At 71.1% G+C, this 20,298-nt stretch carries 21 protein-coding genes; 7 read left to right on the plus strand and 14 right to left on the minus strand.

The genetic code is table 11. From position 1 onward, the window contains the following. Nucleotides 1-51: 51 nt before the first annotated feature. Complete coding sequence (locus ABZ635_RS19475; RefSeq protein WP_357766940.1) at nucleotides 52-612, minus strand: TetR/AcrR family transcriptional regulator; 561 nt, start codon at nucleotides 610-612, stop codon at nucleotides 52-54. 609 nt (nucleotides 613-1,221) lie between these two features. Here ABZ635_RS19475 and ABZ635_RS19480 point away from each other — a divergent pair. Continuing rightward, nucleotides 1,222-2,232, plus strand: a complete 1,011-nt coding sequence (locus ABZ635_RS19480) for a MerR family transcriptional regulator (RefSeq protein ID WP_357766942.1) — start codon at nucleotides 1,222-1,224, stop codon at nucleotides 2,230-2,232. 121 nt (nucleotides 2,233-2,353) lie between these two features. Here ABZ635_RS19480 and ABZ635_RS19485 read toward each other — a convergent pair whose 3' ends face one another. The 3 genes from ABZ635_RS19485 to ABZ635_RS19495 form a co-directional block, all read right to left on the minus strand. Beyond that, nucleotides 2,354-3,115 (minus strand): NYN domain-containing protein, encoded by a 762-nt coding sequence (locus ABZ635_RS19485; RefSeq protein ID WP_357766945.1) that lies wholly within the window; start codon nucleotides 3,113-3,115, stop codon nucleotides 2,354-2,356. 169 nt (nucleotides 3,116-3,284) lie between these two features. Continuing rightward, nucleotides 3,285-3,737, minus strand: coding sequence for a hypothetical protein (locus tag ABZ635_RS19490; RefSeq protein ID WP_357766947.1), 453 nt, complete (start codon nucleotides 3,735-3,737; stop codon nucleotides 3,285-3,287). A 163-nt stretch (nucleotides 3,738-3,900) separates the two neighbouring features. Further along, on the minus strand, nucleotides 3,901-4,851 hold the full coding sequence (locus ABZ635_RS19495) for an NADP-dependent oxidoreductase (protein ID WP_357766950.1): 951 nt from the start codon (nucleotides 4,849-4,851) through the stop codon (nucleotides 3,901-3,903). 126 nt (nucleotides 4,852-4,977) lie between these two features. On the opposite strand from ABZ635_RS19495, the gene ABZ635_RS19500 reads away from it, so the two are divergent. Beyond that, entirely contained in the window at nucleotides 4,978-5,547 is a 570-nt protein-coding gene (locus ABZ635_RS19500) for a helix-turn-helix domain-containing protein (RefSeq protein WP_357766952.1), read from the plus strand. Between the two features lie 136 nt (nucleotides 5,548-5,683). Here the strand turns inward: ABZ635_RS19500 and ABZ635_RS19505 are convergent, their stop codons facing one another. The 3 genes from ABZ635_RS19505 to ABZ635_RS19515 all read right to left on the minus strand — a co-directional run bounded on the left by ABZ635_RS19505 (nucleotide 5,684) and on the right by ABZ635_RS19515 (nucleotide 7,546). Continuing rightward, nucleotides 5,684-5,989 (minus strand): transcriptional regulator, encoded by a 306-nt coding sequence (locus ABZ635_RS19505; protein WP_357766955.1) that lies wholly within the window; start codon nucleotides 5,987-5,989, stop codon nucleotides 5,684-5,686. Then, complete coding sequence (locus ABZ635_RS19510; RefSeq protein ID WP_357766957.1) at nucleotides 5,986-6,480, minus strand: hypothetical protein; 495 nt, start codon at nucleotides 6,478-6,480, stop codon at nucleotides 5,986-5,988. Before ABZ635_RS19510 ends, ABZ635_RS19505 begins: the two co-directional genes overlap by 4 nt. Nucleotides 6,481-6,763: 283 nt before the next feature. Next, on the minus strand, nucleotides 6,764-7,546 hold the full coding sequence (locus ABZ635_RS19515; RefSeq protein ID WP_357766959.1) for an SDR family oxidoreductase: 783 nt from the start codon (nucleotides 7,544-7,546) through the stop codon (nucleotides 6,764-6,766). Nucleotides 7,547-7,978: 432 nt separating this feature from the next. On the opposite strand from ABZ635_RS19515, the gene ABZ635_RS19520 reads away from it, so the two are divergent. Continuing rightward, nucleotides 7,979-8,632: a putative protein N(5)-glutamine methyltransferase gene (locus tag ABZ635_RS19520; protein WP_357766962.1), complete on the plus strand. Its 654-nt coding sequence runs from the start codon at nucleotides 7,979-7,981 to the stop codon at nucleotides 8,630-8,632. 21 nt (nucleotides 8,633-8,653) lie between these two features. Here ABZ635_RS19520 and ABZ635_RS19525 read toward each other — a convergent pair whose 3' ends face one another. From ABZ635_RS19525 to ABZ635_RS19540, 4 genes are all read right to left on the minus strand, one after another. After that, nucleotides 8,654-9,625 carry a phosphotransferase gene (locus tag ABZ635_RS19525; RefSeq protein WP_357766965.1) on the minus strand — a complete coding sequence of 324 codons (972 nt, stop codon included), beginning with the start codon at nucleotides 9,623-9,625 and terminating at the stop codon, nucleotides 8,654-8,656. 397 nt (nucleotides 9,626-10,022) lie between these two features. Next, nucleotides 10,023-10,715, minus strand: a complete 693-nt coding sequence (locus ABZ635_RS19530) for a DNA alkylation repair protein (RefSeq protein WP_357766968.1) — start codon at nucleotides 10,713-10,715, stop codon at nucleotides 10,023-10,025. A 150-nt stretch (nucleotides 10,716-10,865) separates the two neighbouring features. Further along, a complete protein-coding gene (locus ABZ635_RS19535; protein ID WP_357766971.1) occupies nucleotides 10,866-11,903 on the minus strand; it encodes a permease prefix domain 1-containing protein in 1,038 nt (345 codons plus the stop codon). Continuing rightward, nucleotides 11,900-12,244, minus strand: a complete 345-nt coding sequence (locus ABZ635_RS19540) for a PadR family transcriptional regulator (RefSeq protein WP_357766974.1) — start codon at nucleotides 12,242-12,244, stop codon at nucleotides 11,900-11,902. The genes ABZ635_RS19535 and ABZ635_RS19540 overlap by 4 nt, the downstream gene beginning before the upstream one ends. A 279-nt stretch (nucleotides 12,245-12,523) precedes the next feature. Between ABZ635_RS19540 and ABZ635_RS19545 the strand changes: the two genes are divergently transcribed. Beyond that, nucleotides 12,524-13,825: a metallophosphoesterase family protein gene (locus ABZ635_RS19545; RefSeq protein ID WP_357766977.1), complete on the plus strand. Its 1,302-nt coding sequence runs from the start codon at nucleotides 12,524-12,526 to the stop codon at nucleotides 13,823-13,825. 209 nt (nucleotides 13,826-14,034) lie between these two features. Here the strand turns inward: ABZ635_RS19545 and ABZ635_RS19550 are convergent, their stop codons facing one another. Then, complete coding sequence (locus tag ABZ635_RS19550; RefSeq protein WP_357766979.1) at nucleotides 14,035-14,991, minus strand: NAD(P)/FAD-dependent oxidoreductase; 957 nt, start codon at nucleotides 14,989-14,991, stop codon at nucleotides 14,035-14,037. 137 nt (nucleotides 14,992-15,128) lie between these two features. On the opposite strand from ABZ635_RS19550, the gene ABZ635_RS19555 reads away from it, so the two are divergent. Beyond that, complete coding sequence (locus ABZ635_RS19555) at nucleotides 15,129-16,151, plus strand: aminotransferase class V-fold PLP-dependent enzyme (protein ID WP_357766982.1); 1,023 nt, start codon at nucleotides 15,129-15,131, stop codon at nucleotides 16,149-16,151. Nucleotides 16,152-16,223: 72 nt separating this feature from the next. Here ABZ635_RS19555 and ABZ635_RS19560 read toward each other — a convergent pair whose 3' ends face one another. Then, nucleotides 16,224-16,655, minus strand: coding sequence for a pyridoxamine 5'-phosphate oxidase family protein (locus tag ABZ635_RS19560; RefSeq protein ID WP_357766993.1), 432 nt, complete (start codon nucleotides 16,653-16,655; stop codon nucleotides 16,224-16,226). A gap of 141 nt (nucleotides 16,656-16,796) precedes the next feature. On the opposite strand from ABZ635_RS19560, the gene pip reads away from it, so the two are divergent. Further along, the gene (gene pip / locus ABZ635_RS19565) at nucleotides 16,797-17,750 is read left to right on the plus strand and encodes a prolyl aminopeptidase (RefSeq protein ID WP_357766985.1); all 954 of its coding nucleotides are present in this window, start codon (nucleotides 16,797-16,799) and stop codon (nucleotides 17,748-17,750) included. A 126-nt stretch (nucleotides 17,751-17,876) separates the two neighbouring features. Here the strand turns inward: pip and ABZ635_RS19570 are convergent, their stop codons facing one another. After that, entirely contained in the window at nucleotides 17,877-19,040 is a 1,164-nt protein-coding gene (locus tag ABZ635_RS19570) for an aminotransferase class V-fold PLP-dependent enzyme (RefSeq protein ID WP_357766996.1), read from the minus strand. A 192-nt stretch (nucleotides 19,041-19,232) separates the two neighbouring features. On the opposite strand from ABZ635_RS19570, the gene ABZ635_RS19575 reads away from it, so the two are divergent. Beyond that, nucleotides 19,233-20,216, plus strand: coding sequence for an adenosine deaminase (locus tag ABZ635_RS19575; protein ID WP_357766988.1), 984 nt, complete (start codon nucleotides 19,233-19,235; stop codon nucleotides 20,214-20,216). Nucleotides 20,217-20,298: the final 82 nt, after the last annotated feature.

Raw genomic sequence — 20,298 nt, forward strand, 5'->3', positions numbered from 1 at the left:
CTGGGCCGTGTGTGGTCCAGGCGGGGTGGGTGGGAGCGGTGTGCGCCTGGCTCAGGTGGGGCGGGCTCCGTTGAGGAAGAGCTCGACCAGCATGCGCGCGCCCGGTTCGGCGCCGCTCAGGTCCACCGCGCGGGCCAGGTGCAGGAAGGCGTTGCACAGCAGGGCCGGGTCGCGGTCGGCCAGTTCGCCGGCGGAGACCGCGTTTCGCAGGTGTTCGGTGAGCGGGTCCAGCAGCGCCGAGACGTAGGCGGTGCGCAACGCGGACCGCACGTCCTCCTCCAGTTGGTCCAGGGAGTCGAACAGGTACTGGTCGAACGAGGTGTCGGCCCCTGTGGGGTCGGCCACCGCCTCGGTGATGACGGCTTCCAACACGGTGGCCAACTCGCCCTCGGTGGCCAGGGCGCGGGTCAGGGCGCGGCCGCGTCGTTCGATGAAGGCCAGTGCCACCTGCTGGTGCAGGGTCTCCTTGCCGCCGGGGAAGTGGTGGTACAGCGTGGGTTTGCGCACCCCCACCTCGCGGGCGACGGCCTCCAGGGAGGTTCCCCGGTAGCCGTGGGCGGCGAAGTGGGCGGCGTAGACGCTCATGGCGCGTTCTCGGGTGTTGGAGTTCATGGGCGGTCTTCCCCCTGGGAATGGTGGGCGGGTGCGGTCTCCACTCTACCTACCGGTAGGTAGAGTGGAAACGGACGCACCCGTGATCCCTTTCACCTCCCGCGCCCCCGGGCCCATCGGCCCCGGCAAGCCGACGGGTGAGGCGCGAAGGCCTCTCCCCCGCTTCGGCGGGCTCCTTGGCTTTTTGCCGAAGGCCCGAGCTTGCGGCATCCGGCGGGGAGATCGCCGAGGGCGGCCTCCCCAGAAGGGGTCCGGCCCTGCCCTCCCCCCACCCACGGGGCGAGGGGAGGGGTGGCGAGGCCCTCCCTTGCAACGTTTCGTTGGTTACGTTTATCTTAAAACGTTAGTAGGATTTCGTGACGAAACAGAACCCGGGAACCCCGCAATCCTGACTTCCGATAACCAAACCTTCTAGGAAGTCAGACCCCTGAGGGCGTCCCCACCCCCTCAGAGCCCCTCACGCCCGCCCCCAACGTTATTAAGGGCGCACCCCCCACCCGCGAAAACGCGGCAGGTACAGCCAACGCTGTACAGTCACCCGGGGCCAAAATCCACTCCACCCCGAAAGGCGCTTGCACCTCAAGCCACTTGAGGCACCACAGTGACCCCATGGACAACGACACCCTGTACTCCATCGGAGACGCCGCACGCCGCAGCGGCCTGAGCGTCAGCGCCGTCCGCTTCTACGCCGACACCGACACCGTCCCGCCCACACACCTGACCGACGCGGGCCACCGCCTCTACGACGTCGACACCATCGCCCGCCTGGAACTCGTACGCACCCTCAGAGAACTCGACACCGACCTCAACGGCATCCGCCGCCTCCTGAAGGGCCACACCACCCTGCACGACCTGCTCACCACCCACCTGGAGATCGTCCTCGACCAGGAACGCGTCCTGCGCGCCCGAACAGCCGTACTGCGAACCCTCATCAAACAGGGCGCCACCCCCACCCGCGCCGACCTCATGCACCAACTCGTCACCATGACCGACGAGGAACGCGAACGGATCATCGAGGACTTCTGGAACGACGTCGCCCACGGCCTCGACGTCCCCGACGGGTTCGTCGACCGCCTGCGCACCATGCGCCCGCACCTGCCCGAGGACCCCACCCCCACCCAGCTCCAGGCATGGATCGAACTGGCCGACCTGGTACGCGACCCGGCCTTCCGCGACGCCGTACGCACCTACCTGCACCAGACCTACTCCACGGGCGTGGGACGCGACATCGCCAGCCCGCCCTTCCAACACTTCATGTACGAAAGCGGAGTCCCCCTCGTCGAGGAGGTCCTGGCCGCCCACCGCGCCGGCGAGCACCCGCGCTCCGCCCGCGCGCAGCGGGCCGTCATCGCTCTGATGGAGGCCGCCATGGAACTGTCCGAAACCCCGTTGACACCCCAGGCCCGCAACCGCCAGGCCGAGGGGTTCCGACTCATCCCCGAACTCGAACGCCAGATCGCCGAAGAGGACGCCCAGGCCACCGACCCGGTCTACGACCACACCCACGGCCGCTACCTGGACCTGGTGGCCCTGATCAACGACACCCCGCCCGACGAGGACACCCTGCCCTACGCCTGGATCGCCGACGCCATGCGCGCCCCCGAACCCGACCAACCCTGACCACCCCCGCTCCGAGCGCGACCACGCCCGACGCCCCTCCGGGGGGGGCGTCCGCCACAGCCGAGGACCAGCACGGCGGACGCCCCCAGGGCCCCGCGACAACTGCGGCCGGGTCGACCGGTCAGCGGGTATGGCGTATGTCGCGGGCGTAGATGACGGCTGGCTTCCCATCGCCGGGGACTCTGCGGTCCAACTCGAACAGAGTGGTGGCGGCGAGCAGATCGCTGAGCTTGGTGTAGCCGTAGGTACGGGAGTCGAAGTCGGGGCGTTGCTTGGTGATGATGTTGCCTACGGCACCGAGGTGGACCCAGCCGTCATCATCGGAGGACGCTTCCACGGCATGACGGAGCAGATGGACCAACGCGGTGTCGCCCTTCAACGCGGTCGCCGAGATGGGCGCCGGTGGTTCCGTCTCGGTTGGGGCCGCCCCGGATCGCAGATTCTCGATGTAGACGAACTTGTCGCAGGCCACGACGAACGGCTTGGGTGTCTTGCGTTCTCCGAACCCGAAGACGATCAGGCCGGACTCGCGGATGCGAGACGCCAGGCGGGTGAAGTCGCTGTCGCTGGAAACGAGGCAGAACCCGTCGAAACGCCCGGTGTACAGCAGGTCCATCGCATCGATGAGCATCGCTGAGTCGGTGGCGTTCTTACCGCTGGTGTAGGAGAACTGCTGGACGGGTTGGATGGACTGGGAGAGCAACTGATCCTTCCACCCCTTCAGGTGCGTGCCGGTCCAGTCGCCGTAGGCCCGCTTGACATGAGCGGTCCCGTACCTGGCGACCTCCGCCAACAGTTCCTCGACTACTCCGGGTTGGGCGTTGTCGGCGTCGATCAGTACCGCCAGTTTCCTGCCGTACCCGAGGGAAGGGGTCGTGGTCATGTGCTGCGCCTCCGTGTGGAAGATAGGGGGTACGTCGGTGCCGACTCGCGCCGGCGGGAGTTCGGAACGGCAGCCGCCGGACAGCTCCGACACGCCCGCAAGGGGAGTTCTTCCGAAGGCCCGAACACCGGAAACCCCGTTGGGGAGTCCCCCTTCCGTGGGAAGCGCGCTACCGCTCCGGTGCACGGATCAGCTGCGTCGCACGTCGCAGGGCCAGACGGGAGGAGGCGACCAGATCCCTCCCCGCGCCGCCGCGGACCCGGAGGGTGAGAGCCAGGGCGAAGGCCCGGGCGGCCCTCGAGTGGTCCCCGGCGACGAAGTGGACCTTGCCCAGGTGCTGCCACAGGACGGCTTCGCGAGCGGTGCCACGGCACAGGTCGATCAGTTCGCCGTACTCGGCGGCGGCCCAGTCGACCCGGCCCAGGTCACGACGAACGTCAGCGAGCAGCGCCCGGTGGCGCACGGTCGGCTCGGCGGTGACCAGAGCCAGCGCGAGGGGCTCCGCCTTCCCCGGGTGGCCGCCCCAGAGCATCTCCAGGACCGGCAGCGCCCGGTCGTGCTCGTGAGCGGCGCGGAACTCACTCAGGTCCTCGATCACCGGAAGCAGGGTGAGGGCGTTCATGTACCAGCCCGGTCCGCCTGGTATCCGTGTTCCGGACGTTCCCGAGCGGGGTTCCAAACCACGGGAGGTCATGTGCGGCAGGCTATCCGGAGTACCGGCGGTCGGGAGCCCGTCGCCGTGTCCACCGGTTCCCCGGCGGCCGCGCGACGCCGGGCTCCTACCCTCACGGCGTCACGACGATCTTGCCCCGCACGCCCCCGCGCTCGAGCCTGCGGTGCGCCTCGGACACCTCCTCCATCGGCAGCACGGCGCTGACCACCGGCGCGACCGCGCCCCCGTCCACCAGGGCCGCCAGCTCCTCCAGCTCACCCTGCGAGGGGTCGTTGCTGAACGCGCCCAGGCGCGTGCGCCGGTCCAGGCCGCCCGCGACCACCCACAGCGCGGACCGGATCGGGCGGGTGGGGTCCAGGGCCAGCGGGAACAGCGTGCCTCCCCGTACCAGCCGGGCCCGCACCCGGGCCATCCGCGTACCGACCAGGTCGACGATCACGTCGTAGCGGCCCAGGTCCTCCAGATCGGTGCGGCGGTGGTCGAAGGCCTCCTCGGCGCCCAACCCCCGCAACCAGTCCAGGTGGGCCGCCCCGGCCAACGCGGTGACACGCGCCCCGAGGTGAACGCCCAGCTGCACGGCGACCACCCCCACCCCTCCGGCCGCCCCGCGCACCAACAACCGCTGCCCCGATCCCAGCGCCACCCGCCGGGTCAGGGCGTGCAGCGCCGTCGTACCCGAGGACGGCAACGCGGCGGCCTCCCACTCCGGAACCGAACGCGGAGCCGCCGCGACCCGCTCCTGCGGGACGACCACCTGCTCGGCCATGGCTCCGAAGGTGCCGTGCGGGACCACGCCCCACACCACGTCACCGACTCCCACGCGGGTGACGGCGGCCCCCACCTGGGCGATACTCCCCACGAAGTCCACCCCCGTCCCGGCGGGCATGCGCTGGCGCAGCACACGGCGCAGCCGCCCCGCTCGGATGGGGACCTCACCTCCGCCCACGGCGGCCGCCGACACCCGCACCCGCACCTGGCCCGCGCCCACCGGGGGCGGAGTGAGCCCGTCGACGACATCCAGGACCTCGGGCCCTCCGTAGCGTTCGTAGCGCACCGCGCGCATGGTTCCTCCTCGTGCGGGGAAGCCCCCGCCGTCTGTGTGGGTTCTCACCGGTGGTGGCCGGTGCCACTGTCGGCAACCGGACCCCGGCTGCCGCCCATCCCGACGACGCCGAAAGTGAGACGACAGATGGTCCAGGACCCGCAGTTGCGGCAGGACGCCCGACGCAACCGGCTCCGTGTGCTCAGGGCCGCCCGGTCGGTCTTCCGTGACCGGGGCCTGGAGGCGACCACACAGGCCGTGGCCCGCAGCGCGGGGGTCTCGAACGCGACCGTCCACCGCCGCTTCCCCACCCGCGACGCACTCGTGGCGGACCTGGCCGAGCAGGCGGAGCGGGAGCTGGTGGAGCGTTTCGAGGAGCTGGCCCGGTCCGCCCCGGCCGATCTGGCGTTGGAACGCGCTCTCCGAGTCGTCGCCGCCGAGACGGTCGCCACGCGCGCGTGCTCCCCGGATCACCGCGCGCGTTTCCCCGAGCGGGCCCGGGCCCTGGACGCGCGCGTGCACGAGGAACTCCATCGCCTCCTGGTCCGCGCCCGGGAGAGCGGGAGCGTCGCGGCCGATGTGGGCGCCGGGGACCTGCGGCTGCTCAGGGTCGCCGTCACGGCGGCCGTGGACGGCGAGCCCGACCGCGACCTGGCCGCCCGCGGCGCCCAGCGTGTGGTGACGCACTTCGTGCGGTCGTTCCGTGTGCGGGACTGAACCGGTCGATCGTGTGCGCCGAGCGAGTCGGCGCGGCCCTGGGACGTCCTGGTGTGCGCCCGAGTTCGCGTGGAGCGGTGCCGACGGGGCGCCCCCGCCTGTCCGGGCGAGGGCGGTCGGGGGCGGGTGCCGGGGGTCAGGGGCCCTGGTCGTCGGTGGTGGTCGACCCCAGCTCGTTCAACCAGGCCAGGTGGCTGGCCAGGGCCGTGCGGCCCTGCGGGGTCAGGCGGAACCAGGTCTTGGGGCGGCGCCCGACGGCCCCCTTGCGGACCTCCAGGTATCCGGCGGCCTCCAGGGTGCGGCTGTGTTTGGAGACCATCGGGTCGCTGATGCCGATGAGGTCGCGCACGGTGGCGAAGTCGATCCACTTGGCGCCCTGGAGGAGCGCGCACATCGCCAGGCGGGGTCCGGTCTCCAGTTCCGGGTGGCGTTGGGCGCTCACGCCCGTACCCGGCCGGACTCGATGTCACGGCGCATGGCCGCGTGTACCCACAGGTAGCCGCACAGTGAGGCCAAAGCCACGGGCCCCAACACGGCCAGTGCCAGCCCCACCTGTCCCTGTCCGACCAGGGTGTGGATGGCGATCAGTCCGAGGACCGTGACGATCAGGACCACCACGCGCGGGCGCCGGGCGCTGGGGTAGGAGCTGGCCCAACGGGGCAGGGTGACGCCGGTACGCCGCCGTCGGACCCAGCTCAGTGCGGCCGCGGCCACGGCCACCGCGACCAGGACCCACTGGAGGTGGCGGCCGTCGAGTGCGAGCAGGGACATCCAGATCGGCAGGCCCGCGACCAGTGTGCAGCCGACCGCTTGGAGGGCCCAGAAGGAGGCGGGCGGCGCGGTGTGGGCGGCGAGCCTGCGGCGGGCCTCGGCGGCCTGGTCGAGCGGGGGTGTGGGGTCGGCGTCCATGATCATCTCCTGTCCGTTCGCCAATAACTTTCTAAAAGGAAAGTAGATTCCATGGGCAGGCGTTGTCAACCCCCGGAGTCGCCAGGCTTCTCTGTTGACGAGCCCGGTTCATGCCCACCGCACTACCCGTGAAGCGGCCCGGGCGCGAGGTCGGGCCAGGGTGCCGGCGGGTTGGCGGACCCGACACCGCGGCGAGCGAACCGTTGGCCACGACTCCGCTCTGAGCGACCTGCCCCCGCCCGTCAGCGAACGACCGTCACAGCGGGGGCCCCGCCGTCACACCACCGCACGAACCCCGCCGCCAGCCTCACAGGGCGTGCCCACCCGCGACCTGCACGACCTGCCCCGTCACCCAACGCGCCTGGTCGGAGGCGAGGAAAACCACCGCGTCGGCGATGTCGTCGGGGGTGCCCACCCGCCCCATCGGCACGACCCGCGCCACACGCTCCACCAGATCCGCGTCCATCCACCCCGTCTGCACCGGCCCGGGCGCCACAGCGTTCACCCGCACACCACCGGGCGCCAGATCCAACGCCATCGACCGGGTCAACGCCTCCAACGCCGCCTTGGACGTCCCGTAACCGGTCTGGCCGGGAAAGGCCCGGGCCGCGTCCGTGCTGACGTTGACCACGCACAGCGGCTCGCCACCGCGACGCCGCGCCACCACCTCACTGGTCAGCACCGCCGGGGTCACGGCGTTCACCCGGTAGTGGCGCTCCAGCGAGGCGTGCGTCAACGTCTCCACGGTGTCGGGGGTCTCGCAGTGCGCGGCGTTGTTCACCAGTACGTGGATCGCCCCGGCCCGCCCCACGACCTCACCCACCAACCACGGGAGCGCCTCGGGATCGGACAGGTCGGCGCCCACCGCGAACGCGCCGTTGCCGAGCTCGTCCGCCCACCGCTGCGCCGCCTCGCGACCGGGTGTCACGTGCGCCCACGCGGTTCCCTCCGGAGCGGGCGGGTCCTGGTCCAGGTAGTGCACCGCCACCCGGGCGCCCTGCGCGGCGAAGGCGCGGCCGATCGCCCCGCCGATGTTTCCCGAACCGCCCGTCACCAGGACGGTCCGTCCCGCCAGACCGGTGTCGATCATCGTCTCTCCTCAACGTCGTCCACTGCGAACCGGATACACGAACGCGCCGACGCGGAGGACCGCGCGGCACGGCGGAACAGGAGAGGAGGAGAAAGAGAGAGCGAAACACGGCGTCCCGACCAGGGTAGGCGTTCACCCCACGGGGCATCACGCCACGCACGCGGGGACCGACCACTCAGGAACGCATGCGGAGCACGATACGCGCTCCACCCCGCGCCCGCCACGCGATTACTCTCCCGAGACCCTCGAACAGGCCCCGCCCGGCAGGCGCCAACAGTGGCTCCGACCGCCCGTGGCGGACTACATTGGGTACGCACACCACGACCGAGGAGGTGGGACCGATCAACGCGACAGCAGGACGGGCACCCCGCACTCCGCACGCCACCGAGGTGTAGCCCCCCGGGGTGTCCAAAGACACCCCGAAAGGCCCCCTTGTCACACCTCCCCTGCCCGCCCTCCAACTCCCTCGTCGCCCAGCTGCGCAAGGCCGGATGCGTGTTCGCCGAAGAGGAGGCGGCATTGATCACCGCCACCGCGCGCACCCCCCGAGAACGCGCTCGCATGGCCGAGCGGCGCAGCTCCGGAACGCCGCTCGAACACGTCCTCGGCTGGGCACGCCTCCACGACCTGCGCCTACGCGTCGAGCCCGGTGTGTTCGTCCCCCGCCCCCGAACCGAGTTCCTCGCGACCGAGGCCCTGGCCCGCACACGCCCCGGGGCCCTGGGCGGACGGGCCCACCACGGTGACCTTTTCTCCCCGCTACCGGCCGCCCTGCGCGGCCGCGTTGACGTGGTGGTCGTCAACGCCCCCTATGTGCCCACGGAGCGGATCGCCCTCCTGCCCACCGAGGTGCGCGACCACGAACCCCGCCGTTCCCTGGACGGCGGCCTCGACGGACTCGACGTGGTGCGCCGCGTCTGTGCCCGCGCCCGCGCCTGGTTGGCGCCTCGTGGGCACCTGCTGATCCAGGCCAACCCGGGTCAGCGGACCGACGCCATTGCCTCTCTGACGGCGGGGGGACTCCTGGCCGCCTCGGTGACCTGCGACGACACCGACACCTGTGTGGTCATCGGCCAACGCCGCTGACCGGTCTGACGGTGCTCGCCCTCACCCCCGGGCGAGGGCGAGCACCCGACCCAGGTGGTGCTCGACGATCCGCTCCATCACCTCGCGTTCGGGGAAGTCCCCGTCCAGCAGCCGCAACGGCCCGGCCACCAACGACAGGTGCTGGGCCCACGCGTAAAGCTCCAGGCGGGCCGGGTCCAGACCGGGCCGCTCCAGGAGCGGGTACCGGTCGCCGAACCGCAGCCGCAGGAACACGTGCTCCCACTCGGCGTCGAAGAACATCAGCCCCTCCACGTCGATCAGCACCGGTTCGCCCCCAGCGTCCACCAGGACGTGGTCGGGCCCCAGTTCACCGTGGACCAGACCGTGTTCGAACCGGGGCCCCACCGCTTCGAACAGCGCGTCCAGCCGCACCTCTACCCGGGAGGCGACCCCCGCCAGCTCCGACCGGCGCCGCGCCCCCTCCGCCAGGTCCTCCTGTGCCCGGTCCAGCACCACCCGCGCGCACGAACGCTCCCGGTCCAGCGGCCGCCCCACCTTGCCCACCCCCGGCTCCCGCCGGGTGCCCATCGCCGTCAACGCCTCACACAACCGGTCCAGTACCCCTTCGACGAGGGCGGAGGAGCCGTGGCGCATGTGCTCCTCCAGGGTGGGGCCGCGCACGTCCTCCACCAGGGCCACGTCCCCCAGGCCGGCCAGACCGTAGCCCGCCCAGTACACGCGCGGGGTGCGCACTCCCACCGATCCCAGTTCCCGGGTGGCCGCCTCGAACAGGTCGGCGCCGTCGGCGTGGTCCAGGGGCCCCTGCTCGGGTCCGGGGCCGGTGGGCCAGTAGTTCTCCGCGGTGCTCCACACGTAGGCGACCAGGGTGGAGGAGTCGGCGGCCACCAGCCGGTACACGCCCTTCTTGGTGCCGCCGCGCAGCCGCTCCACCCCCACCACACGCGAACCCAGGACGCGCCGGGCCAGTCGGGTGAGGGCGTGGGACGGTACACGTGCGCGCGTGGGACCCATGAGAACTCCTTGGCGAGGGGACGGATGGTCGAACGCTATGCCAGACCCGCGCTCCACGGAGGCCACCCCAGGCGAACACCGGACGACACCAGCCGGTGGATCGCTTGGCGCGGACCCACCCCGCTCGTCCCTGCTGTGCTGACGTCGGTTCGCCGGTCCCAGAGGATCGGTGGGGGCTGGTAGGAGCCGTTGCCCCGGTGATCTGGTGCTTTCCGTGGCTTTCACCGACCGACCGGACAGAGCGTCTTACGGGGCACGCTGGAGAAGACGCCCGCGACCATCGGTCACAGGTCACGGGGCCTCGGCTGACAGAGCTCGGCCGCCGCCGATGATCAGCGCCTCGGCCATGGGCGGAGCTGGTGCACGAGCCCGTACCGGTACTGGGCTGGGGCTGCGCCTACTCTCGAAGGGAGCGCTCGATGTCGCTTGGAAGCAGGTACGTCGCCAGGCGCAGGGTCGGGCGGCTCATCCGGTGGCGGTGCTCGGCGAGGAAATCGAGCAGACGTCGCTGGTCGATCTTGCCGACCTCGCGCAGAGCGGTGCCGACTGGTTTCGCGACGAGTGCACTGGGATCTTCGAGGAGCAGCTCGGCCAGGGCGAGCGGGTCATCCAGGTCACCCTGCCGGATGAGCCAGAAGGAGGCGGTGATCGCGGTCCGCCGCTCGATCGCCACATCGGACCGAGCGAGGTCGAACAGCGGTTGACGTGACTTGTCGAGCAGGTACCAGCCGACGACGCGGGGGGCTGAGCGGTCGACAAGATCCCAGACACTGATGTATCCGTGATGGTTCATGTAGGTCTCGTAGAGCTCACGCCGTCCATCCTCGTCAAGACCACGGCGCCGCGCCTTGAAGTCGAGGATCGCGACGCCGACCATACGCACTTCGTACCACGGACTGGTCAACAGGCCGGGGAGCTGGGGAAGGTCGATGTCCGCCCACCGCTTGGCGGTGTCGAACACCTCCTTCATCCGGACACCGATCGCGTCCAGGCCGCTGTCGGGCGGCAGACGTCGCACGATCTTCTCCCGCTCCTCGGAGCTGCACCGGTTACGCAAGGTGTCCTGGATACGCTCAAGGGGCTGTGCCATTTCCCGTGACCTTCCTGTCGTCGTTGGATCGCTGTGTTCCGGAGCGGCGGTCGCCGCGTTCTCGAGTGGGTGCTCGCTCTCGGAGGGCCTCACCGTAACGAGGCGTGTCCAGGCCGCCGCCACACCATCGGTCGTGCGTCAGAGGGAGCGTCAACGTGCCCGGCGATACCTTTCGGTCGCATGGCTGCCCGCTGCGATCCCGGCGAAGAGCACCGCTCCGATGGGCCACACAACCCAGGAGTCGCCCCAGGCCTCGCCGACGAGGCTCCAGGCGAGGTAGATCGCGGCGAGGAGCGGCCAGTAGAACACCGCGATCACGCCGACGGCGCTGCGCTCCGCTCCGCTGCCACGGGTGAGTTGTCCAGCGGCGGTGTGCGCCCAGGTCTGGGGCAGCAGTACCCCGAGTCCGGCCGCGACGATGGCGAGTACGACCACGACACCGACCATGGTCCAGCTGTCACCCTGGGGTGAACTGTCCGTGAAGAGCGCGGCGGCGACGAGTGGCAGGGGCCCCAGAATCCAGAGTGCGATCGCGACTCGAAGGGAGCGGGTCCGCCCGCGGCTGTTCCGTCGGGCCAGCGCCTCGGCCCAGCGGGTGACTTCCGGATTGACGGAGAAGCGATCCTCCGCAATGCGCCTGTGGGGTGCTGTCTCTCGAGAGGCCGTGATCAGCAGGGTCACTCCGATGGCGACCAACACGAGCAGAATCACAATCCCGACGAAGATTCCGACGGAGTTGCCGACGGTGAGCACGCCGGACGCGGTGGCCACCGGAAGCGTGATCAATGCCGCGGGTGAGAGCACGAAGAGCACGACCGCCGCACTGGTATGGAAGCGGGTACGGCGCCGTGCTTCCGCGTAGTCCTGGGCTTCCGCGAGGGTCACGGGCGGGTGCCGAAAGAGAGCGGGGGCCGCACCCGCACCCGCGTCAGCGGCGGCGGACGCAGACGTCGCGGTCGGCGCCGAAGCGAGGTCAGTGGTGATGCCGAGAACCGGTGCGACCTCTTCGAGGCTGCCGAAGTCGCGGATCACGCGCCCGACCGCCTCGTTCTCGGTGTGGCCCTCGGCGATGAGGGTCGCGTAGGCGTCTTCCATCATGCCCTGCAACTCGGCCCTGGCCTCGAGCAGGCGCGAGGTCTGCGGGTAGGCGCTGAACATCGTGTCCAGATAGGAGGTGACGACGTTCACGGAGCGTCTCCTTCGCTGGTTATGTCGATGAACTTGTCGACGACGGACTTCGTGCTGTGCCACTCCTCGATCTTCGCGTCGAGGTGGGCTAGGCCCATGCCCGTGATGCGGTAGTACGTGCGGGCTTTGCCGGACGGCGCGATGTCGGCGAACGAGCTGACGTGACCGCTGGATTCGAGCCGCTTCACCGCTGAGTACAGCGTGGTCTGCTTGATGGCGTAGTTGCCGCCACTGATCGCGGTGATGCGCTGCGCGAGCTTGTAGGCGTAGGACGGACCGTGGCGCAGCAGTGAGAGCACCATGAGGTCGACATAGCCACGGATGGCGTCGGCGCTGATCACGAACGCTCCCCTTCACCCTTGGCCTTTTACTACCTCGAACGTACTACGACTGTCGTAGCATGACAAGCCCTCGATCGAGCTGCCGATGTGATCGACTTCGCCACCCACGGAGGCCACCGCTTCGCGCGGACCCGCGTATCCATCCCCGCTCGGCGGAGTCCCGCGCTCCACGGGTGTCACCCCAGGCGAACACCGGCCGACACCCAGGGTTCACGCTCTATTACACACCGTCGGTTACCGTCGCCACCGTCCCGCCCCCGGCACGAAAGCGAACCCCGCATGAGCGCGACCCCCCGCCCCCGGCCCATCCGGCACGCCCTGGCCCTGCGCACCCTGGCGGCGCTGGGCGCCGGGGCCGTGGCACTGGCCCCCGCCGTGGCGCTACCCACCACCGCCGCCGCCCAGGACTCACCCGAACGGCTCACGCTCTCGCCCACCGCCGACCCCTCCGCCTCCCAGACGGTGACCTGGCGCGCCGCCCACGGCGACACCGCCGTCCTGGAGATCGCCCCCGCCTCCGACCCCGACCAGGTCACCCGGGTGGCGGGCCGGGTCAGCGGCGACGCGGGCGGCACCCACTACGCCGCCACCGCCCACGGCCTGACCCCCGACACCGACTACCGTTACCGGGTGGGCGACGCCGAACGGACCGTCAGCGACTGGCACACCTTCACCACCGCAGCCTCGGGCGCCGAACCCTTCACCTTCCTGTACTTCGGCGACATCCAGAACGACATCCCCTCCGGTGCCGCACCGGTCGTGCGCGCCGCCCTGGCCGCCGAACCCGACGCCGAGCTCGCCGTGCACGCCGGCGACCTCATCGACCACGCCAACAGCGACTCCCAGTGGGGGCAGTGGTACGACGCCTTCGGCTCCCAGACCACCGGCGGCATCAACCACCTGGCCGCCCCCGGCAACCACGAGTACTCCGGCAGCGATCTCAGCGACCACTGGGCGCTACAGTTCCCCGGCGCGGGCAACGGCCCCGCCCAGGGCGCGGACCTCAACAAGACCGTCTACTACACCGACTACCAGGGCGTACGGTTCGTGGTCCTGAACTCCAACTACCGCAACGCCGCCTCCTCACGCCCCGGCCCGTGGCTGGACGCCCAACAGGAGTGGCTGGAGGGGGTCCTGGAGGACAACCCCCAGGAGTGGACGGTGGTCACCTTCCACCACCCGGTCTTCTCCAACAGCCCCGGCCGCGACAACGGCCCCCTGCGCCAGGCCTGGCTCGACACACTGGAAGAGCACGACGTCGACCTGGTCCTCCAGGGACACGACCACTCCTACAGCCGCGGCAACCTCCTGGCCAACCGCACCCAGGACCCCGACACCCACACCGGCCCCGTGTACGCGGTCTCGGTCACCGGCCCCAAGATGTACGACGCCCGCGACCGCAACTGGACCGACCACGGCGCCGAGGCCCGGCTCCAGGTCACCGACACCCAGACCTACCAGGCCGTGGAGGTGGACGGCACCACCCTGGACTACGTGGCCCGTACCGCCGACGGCCGGGTCGTGGACTCCTTCACCATCGTCAAGGACGACCAGGGCAAGCGTGTGACCACCTCGCCCTGACCACCCAAGGCCCTTCCCGAGGGGGCGCCCGGTGCCGCGTGCGGGCGGCCGGGCGCCCCGCCCCTTCCCGCACACCCGTTCGAGGTCACGGGACCGGCGCCCCGCCCGCGCCCCGCCGCCGGAGCCGGTTCCCTTGGGCGCCGCCCCACCGCGGTCGTCGCACGGACCACCCGCACGGCGCCGGGGCGGCCCCACCGCCGCGCCGGTCGCTACAGCGCCCGCTCCAACGCCGCGCCCGCCTCCTCCATGACCAGGTCGGCGTTGATCGCCGCCCCCGCCCGGTTACCCGCCGCGGCCGCGTTGACCACCTGTTCGTGGGGCACCACGACGTTGCCCGCGGCCCACACCCCGGGCACCGGAGTGGCCCCGATGGCGTCGGCCTCCACGTGGGTGCCCATCACCAACTCCCCCATGCGCAGGTCACGCACCGGTACCCCGAGGTCGGCCAGCAGCCCGGACCGCGAGCGGGTGAAGGTCGGCACCACCACCGCGCGCACCGCCCGGACCACGCCGTCCGCGGTGCGCACCCCGCTCACCCCGTCGTCGTCGGCCTCCACCGCCGCCACCGGTTCGGCGACCACGGTGACCCCGCGCGCCGCCAGCTTCTCGCGGCCCTGCTCCCCCAGGCCCCGCCCCGGGTCGGCGAACACCGTCACCCGGTCGGTCCACTGCCGCCACAGCAGACCGGCGTGCACGGCCACCGGCCCGTCGGCCACCACCGCCACCGGCTGGTCGCGCACCTCCCACCCGTGGCAGTACGGGCAGTGCAGCACCCCCGACCCCCAGTGCTCGGCCACCCCCGGGATGTCGGGGAGCTCGTCCACCACACCGGTGGTCACCAGCAGCCGCCGCGCGCCCACCACGGTGCCGTCCGCGCACACCACCGTGAACCCCGAACCACCGCGTTCCACCGACTCCACCCGCCCCCGCAGGACCCGGCCACCGTAGGAGGCCACCTCGGCTCGCCCACGCTCGAGCAGCTCGGCGGGGGAGACACCCTCCGACCCCAGCAGCCCGTGCACCCCCCGGGCCGGGGCGTTGCGGGGCCGACCCTCGTCGACCACCAGCACCGACCGACGCGCCCGGGCCAGGGTCAGCGCCCCCGCCAGCCCGGCGACGCCCCCGCCGACCACCACGACATCGAACTCACGTACGGAAGTGTCCATCACCGTTCTCCTTCGCTCTCGCCCCCATCCTCACCCCCACCCCCCACACCGACAACAATGCTTGCCAGAACAGCAAAACATCAGGTGGAAACCGCCCACACCACGCACAACCACCCACCATCACCTACCCTCCACCCATGAACCGCCTCTGGAACACCGACACCACCTGGCTCAACACCGCCCAATACGGCATCCCACCCACCACCGCCCACCACGCCCTCACCCAAGCCACCCACGACTGGCACACCGCCACCGGCGACCCCCACCACTGGAACCAGGCCACCGAAACCACCCGCACCCACTTCGCCGAACTCCTCCACGCCCCCACCGACGACATCACCCTGGGCGCCAGCACCGCCCAACTCGTCGGCACCATCGCCGCCTCACTCCCCGACGGCGCCCACGTCCTCCTCCCCCAAGGCGAGTTCACCTCCACCACCTTCCCCTTCCACGCCCACGCCGACCGCGGCATCACCGTGCACACCGCACCCCTGCACGCCCTGGCCGACCACATCACCCCCACCACCCACCTCGTCGCCTACAGCCCCGTCCAATCCAACAACGGCACCCTGGCCCCCACCGACGACATCCTCACCGCCGCCCGCACCCACCACACCCTCGTCCTGGCCGACGCCACCCAAGCCGCCGGATGGCTCCCCCTGGACGCCACCCGCTTCGACGCCCTGGTCTGCTCCGCCTACAAATGGCTCATGGCACCCCGCGGCCTCGCCCTCGCCTACCTCTCCCCCCACCTACGCACCCGCCTACGCCCCACCAACGCCGGACCCATGGCCGACGCCCACCCCGCCACCGCCTTCTACCGCGACCACTTCACCCCCTCACCCACCGCCCGCGCCTTCGACCTCTCCCCCAACTGGCTCGCCGCCACCGCCGCCGCACCCGCACTACGCACCCTCCTCGACCACGGCATCGACCACATCCACACCCACAACACCCGCCTGGCCGACCGCTTCCGCGCCCACCTGGGCCAACCACCCGCCCACTCCGCCATCACCACCGTCGACCACCCCGGCGCCCTGGCCACCCTCCACGACGCCGGCATCATCGCCACCGAACGCGACGGCCACACCCGCCTGGCCTTCCACCTCTACAACACCGACGACGACGCCGACCGCGCCGCCAAGGCCCTCACCCGCTGAACCCCCGCACACGACGAAGGGGCTGGCGCGCCCACCCGCACACCAGCCCCCCCCACCCCGAACCCGGGCCCTTCAGGGGACGATCCCCTCCCGCTCCGGCCGCACGTTCCCCATCACCCGCGACACCGCGATCTCGATCACCGCCCGATCCGGATTGACCCGCGGCTCCCGATACCGCACCGTGTACCGGCGCACCGCCTCGGCCACCGCCTCCGGATCACGACGCACCCACGCCCGACCCTCCAACGTCGACCACCGGCGCCCCTCCACCTGACACACCGACACCAACGACCCCGGCCGCGCCTCCAGGTTCACCACCTTGTAACTCGACCCCGACGAGATCACCCGCGCCAGGTGCCGCTCCGGGTCATAGGTCACCCCCACCGGCACCTGGTGCAGACTCCCGTCCGGACGCGGCGACGCCAACGTGCACAGGTGCCGCTCACCCCAGAACACCAAGAACGGGTCACTGTCCACCACACCCACCCCCTCCTCGCCCGTCATGCCCACGCCACCCACCGACTCCACCACGCAACCCCCTCCACACCAGGACAACCACCACCCCCAACCCTCCCAGCAGCCATTCCCCGCCCCACACCAACCCCCACTACACTCACCACCCACCCACCCACGAAACGGAGCCCCGTGTACACCCACACCACCCCCCACACCAGCGGCCACCTCACCCGCCCCGACGGCCACCGCCTCTTCTGGCAGGAGTGCGGCAACCCCCACGGCACCCCCATCCTCGCCGTCCACGGCGGACCCGGCTCCGGCTCCCACACCAGCTGGTCCGCGTTCACCGACCCCGACCGCTACCGCATGATCCTGCTCGACCAACGCGGCACCGGAGCCAGCACACCCGACATCGGCGACCCCACCGCCGACCTGACCACCAACACCACCCCCCACCTCATCGACGACTTCGAGGCCCTGCGCACCCACCTGGGCATCACCCGCTGGCACGTCATAGGCGCCTCATGGGGCTCCTGCCTGGGCCTGGCCTACGCCCAAGCCCACCCCGACCACGTCATCTCCCTCGTCCTGTTCGCCGTCACCGCGGGCACCCGAGCCGAGATCACCTGGATCACCCACGACATGCGCCGCGTCTTCCCCCAAGAATGGGAACGCTTCCGCGCCGCCGCCGGACCCGACGCCGACCCCCGAGCCCTGCCCGCCGCCTACGCCCGCCTCCTGGCCGACCCCGACCCCACCGTCCGCCACGACGCCGCCCAGGCCTGGTGCCAGTGGGAGGACACCCACGTCGCCACCGCACCCGGCTTCACACCCAACCCCCGCTACGCCGACCCCGCCTTCCGCCTCACCTTCGCCCGCGCCGTCACCCACTACTGGGCCAACGACTGCTTCCTCGCCCCCCGCCAACTCCTCGACAACACCGACCGCGTCGCCCACATCCCCGCCACCCTCGTCAACGGCCGCCTCGACATCAGCGGCCCCTCCGACACCGCCCACGACCTCGCCAGGAACTGGCCCGCCGCCGAACTCGTCATCGTCGGCGACGCCGCCCACACCAGCAACACCGGCGGCATCGCCCAGACCGTGGTCGCCGCCACCGACCGCTACGCCGACCTGGACTGACACACCAGAGCGGGGACCGGCCACCCCCACCGGTCCCCGCACAACCCCCGCCCCCCGGGCCCTCCGCCCGGCCACCACACCCCACCACGACAGCCACACCGCCACCACACCCGACCCACCCAGGGCCTACACCAAAGAGCGCACCCACCCCACCGTGCGCTCCAACTCCTCCTCCGAGTTGTAGTAGTGCACCGAAGCCCGCACCACCGCGTGCCCCGGACCAGCCGACCACCGCTGGTCGAAGGGCCGCGTCACACTCGTGCGCACACCCCGCTCCCGCAACGCCCCCACCACCCACTCCGCCTCACGCCCCACCACCGAGAACGTCACGATCCCCGACAACTCCCGCCCCCGGTCATGCACCACCACCCCGGGCACCCCGCCCAACTCCGACCGCAACCACCCCGACAACCCGCCGATCCGCGACCGCGCCCACCCCATCCCCACATCGAGCGCGTAACCAGCCGCCACCCCCAACCCCACCTGCGCCGCCACCGCGTGTTCGAACGCCTCGAACCCCGCCGCCCCCGGCAACACCCGGTACTCCCCCGGCCCACTCCACCGACCACCGATGTGGTTCACCGCCAGCGGCTCCCCCAACGGCGTCCCCTCCCGCACATACAAGAACCCCGTCCCCCGAGGCCCCCGCAGGAACTTGCGGCCCGTCCCCGACAGCAGGTCGCACCCGATCCGCTCCACGTCCACCTCCCACTGGCCCACCGACTGGCAGGCGTCCACCAGGTACACCACACCGAACCGCCGACACAGCGCCCCCACCTCCTCCACCGGATTCACCAACCCGCTGTGCGTGGGCATGTGGTTGACCGCCACCAACCCCACATCCCCACGCCCCAACTCCTCCTCCAACACCCCCACGTCCAACACCCCGTCGGCGTCATCGGGCACCACCTCCACCCGCACCCCCCGCAACGCCGCCAGCCGCAACAACCCCACCCCGTTGCTCGCGTACTCACTGGTCGTGGTCAACACCCGCTGACCCTCCTCCAGCACCACCGCGCCCAACGCCGCCGACCACGCCTGCGACGCCCCCTCGAAGAACACCACCTCACCCCGGTCGGCACCGATCAGCGCCGCCATCCGCCCCGTGGACTCCTCCACCAACCCCGCCGCCCGCTCCTGCGCCTCATAGCCCCCCACCCGGGCCTCCAACTCCAGATGCGCCACCACCGCCTCGTGCACCACCGAGGGCACCAACGACGACCCGGCGTTGTCCAAGAACACCAACCCCGCACACCCCGGGGTGTCCTGCCGCAGCTCCGCGACGTCCACCACGCACCCACTCCTCCACTCTCGGCAACACCCGACAGCGCACCCCTGCCCCCCACACATCCCCCCACACCGGCCGATGTGGCCCACAACGCCCCCCACCACACCCACAACAGACCGACCCACCCCCCGCCATCAGCCACAATGGCCAACACCCCTCACCACACCACCGCAACGAAAGGGCGCCCGGCTGCCATGGCCATCCCCAAAGCCGAACTCCACCTCCACATCGAAGGCACCCTGGAGCCCGAACTCGCCTTCCACCTCGCCCACCGCAACGGCATCACCCTGCCCCACGCCGACGTCCAGGCCCTGCGCGACGCCTACTCCTTCACCGACCTGCAGTCCTTCCTCGACCTCTACTACGAGCTCATGGGAGTCCTGCGCACCGAAGCCGACTTCCACGACCTCGCCGAGGCCTACCTCACCCGCGCCGCCACCCAGGGCGTCCGCCACGCCGAGATCTTCTTCGACCCCCAGGCCCACACCAGCCGCGGCGTCCCCCTGGCCACCGTCATCAACGGCCTCACCTCCGCCCTGGACACCAGCCTCCAACGCCACGACATCTCCACCAGCCTCATCCTGTGCTTCCTACGCGACCGCCCCGCCAGCGAAGCCATGGACACCCTCCACGCCGCCCGCCCCCACCTGCACCAGATCCAGGCCGTCGGCCTGGACTCCGCCGAAGTCGGCAACCCGCCCGAGAAGTTCACCGAGGTCTTCCAGGCCGCCGCCGAACTCGGCCTGCGCCGCGTCGCCCACGCCGGAGAGGAGGGCCCCGCCGACTACATCTGGCAGGCCCTGAACCTCCTGGGCGCCGAACGCATCGACCACGGCATCCGCTGCCTGGACGACCCCGCACTCGTCACCCACCTGGCCACCACCCAGACCCCCCTGACCGTGTGCCCCTTCTCCAACGTCCGCCTGCGCGCCGTCGACACCCTCGCCGACCACCCCCTGACCGCACTCATGGACGCCGGCCTCCTGGTCACCGTCAACTCCGACGACCCCTCCTACTTCGGCGGCTACGTCGACGACAACTACCGCGGCCTCCAGGAACACCTGGGCCTGGACCACGAACAGTTGCGCACCCTGGCCCGCAACTCCTTCACCGCCTCCTTCCTGCCCGAGGAACGCCGCCAGGCCCTGCTCGCCGAGGTCGAGGCCCACACCTTCTGACCCACCCCCACCACAACAGGAAGGGGGCTCTCGCACAAGTGTGCGATAGCCCCCAACCAGTAGACCGCGCACGCCCCCACCA

This window comes from Nocardiopsis sp. NPDC007018, assembly GCF_040635075.1.
In the GTDB taxonomy this organism is placed as follows: Bacteria; Actinomycetota; Actinomycetes; order Streptosporangiales; family Streptosporangiaceae; genus Nocardiopsis.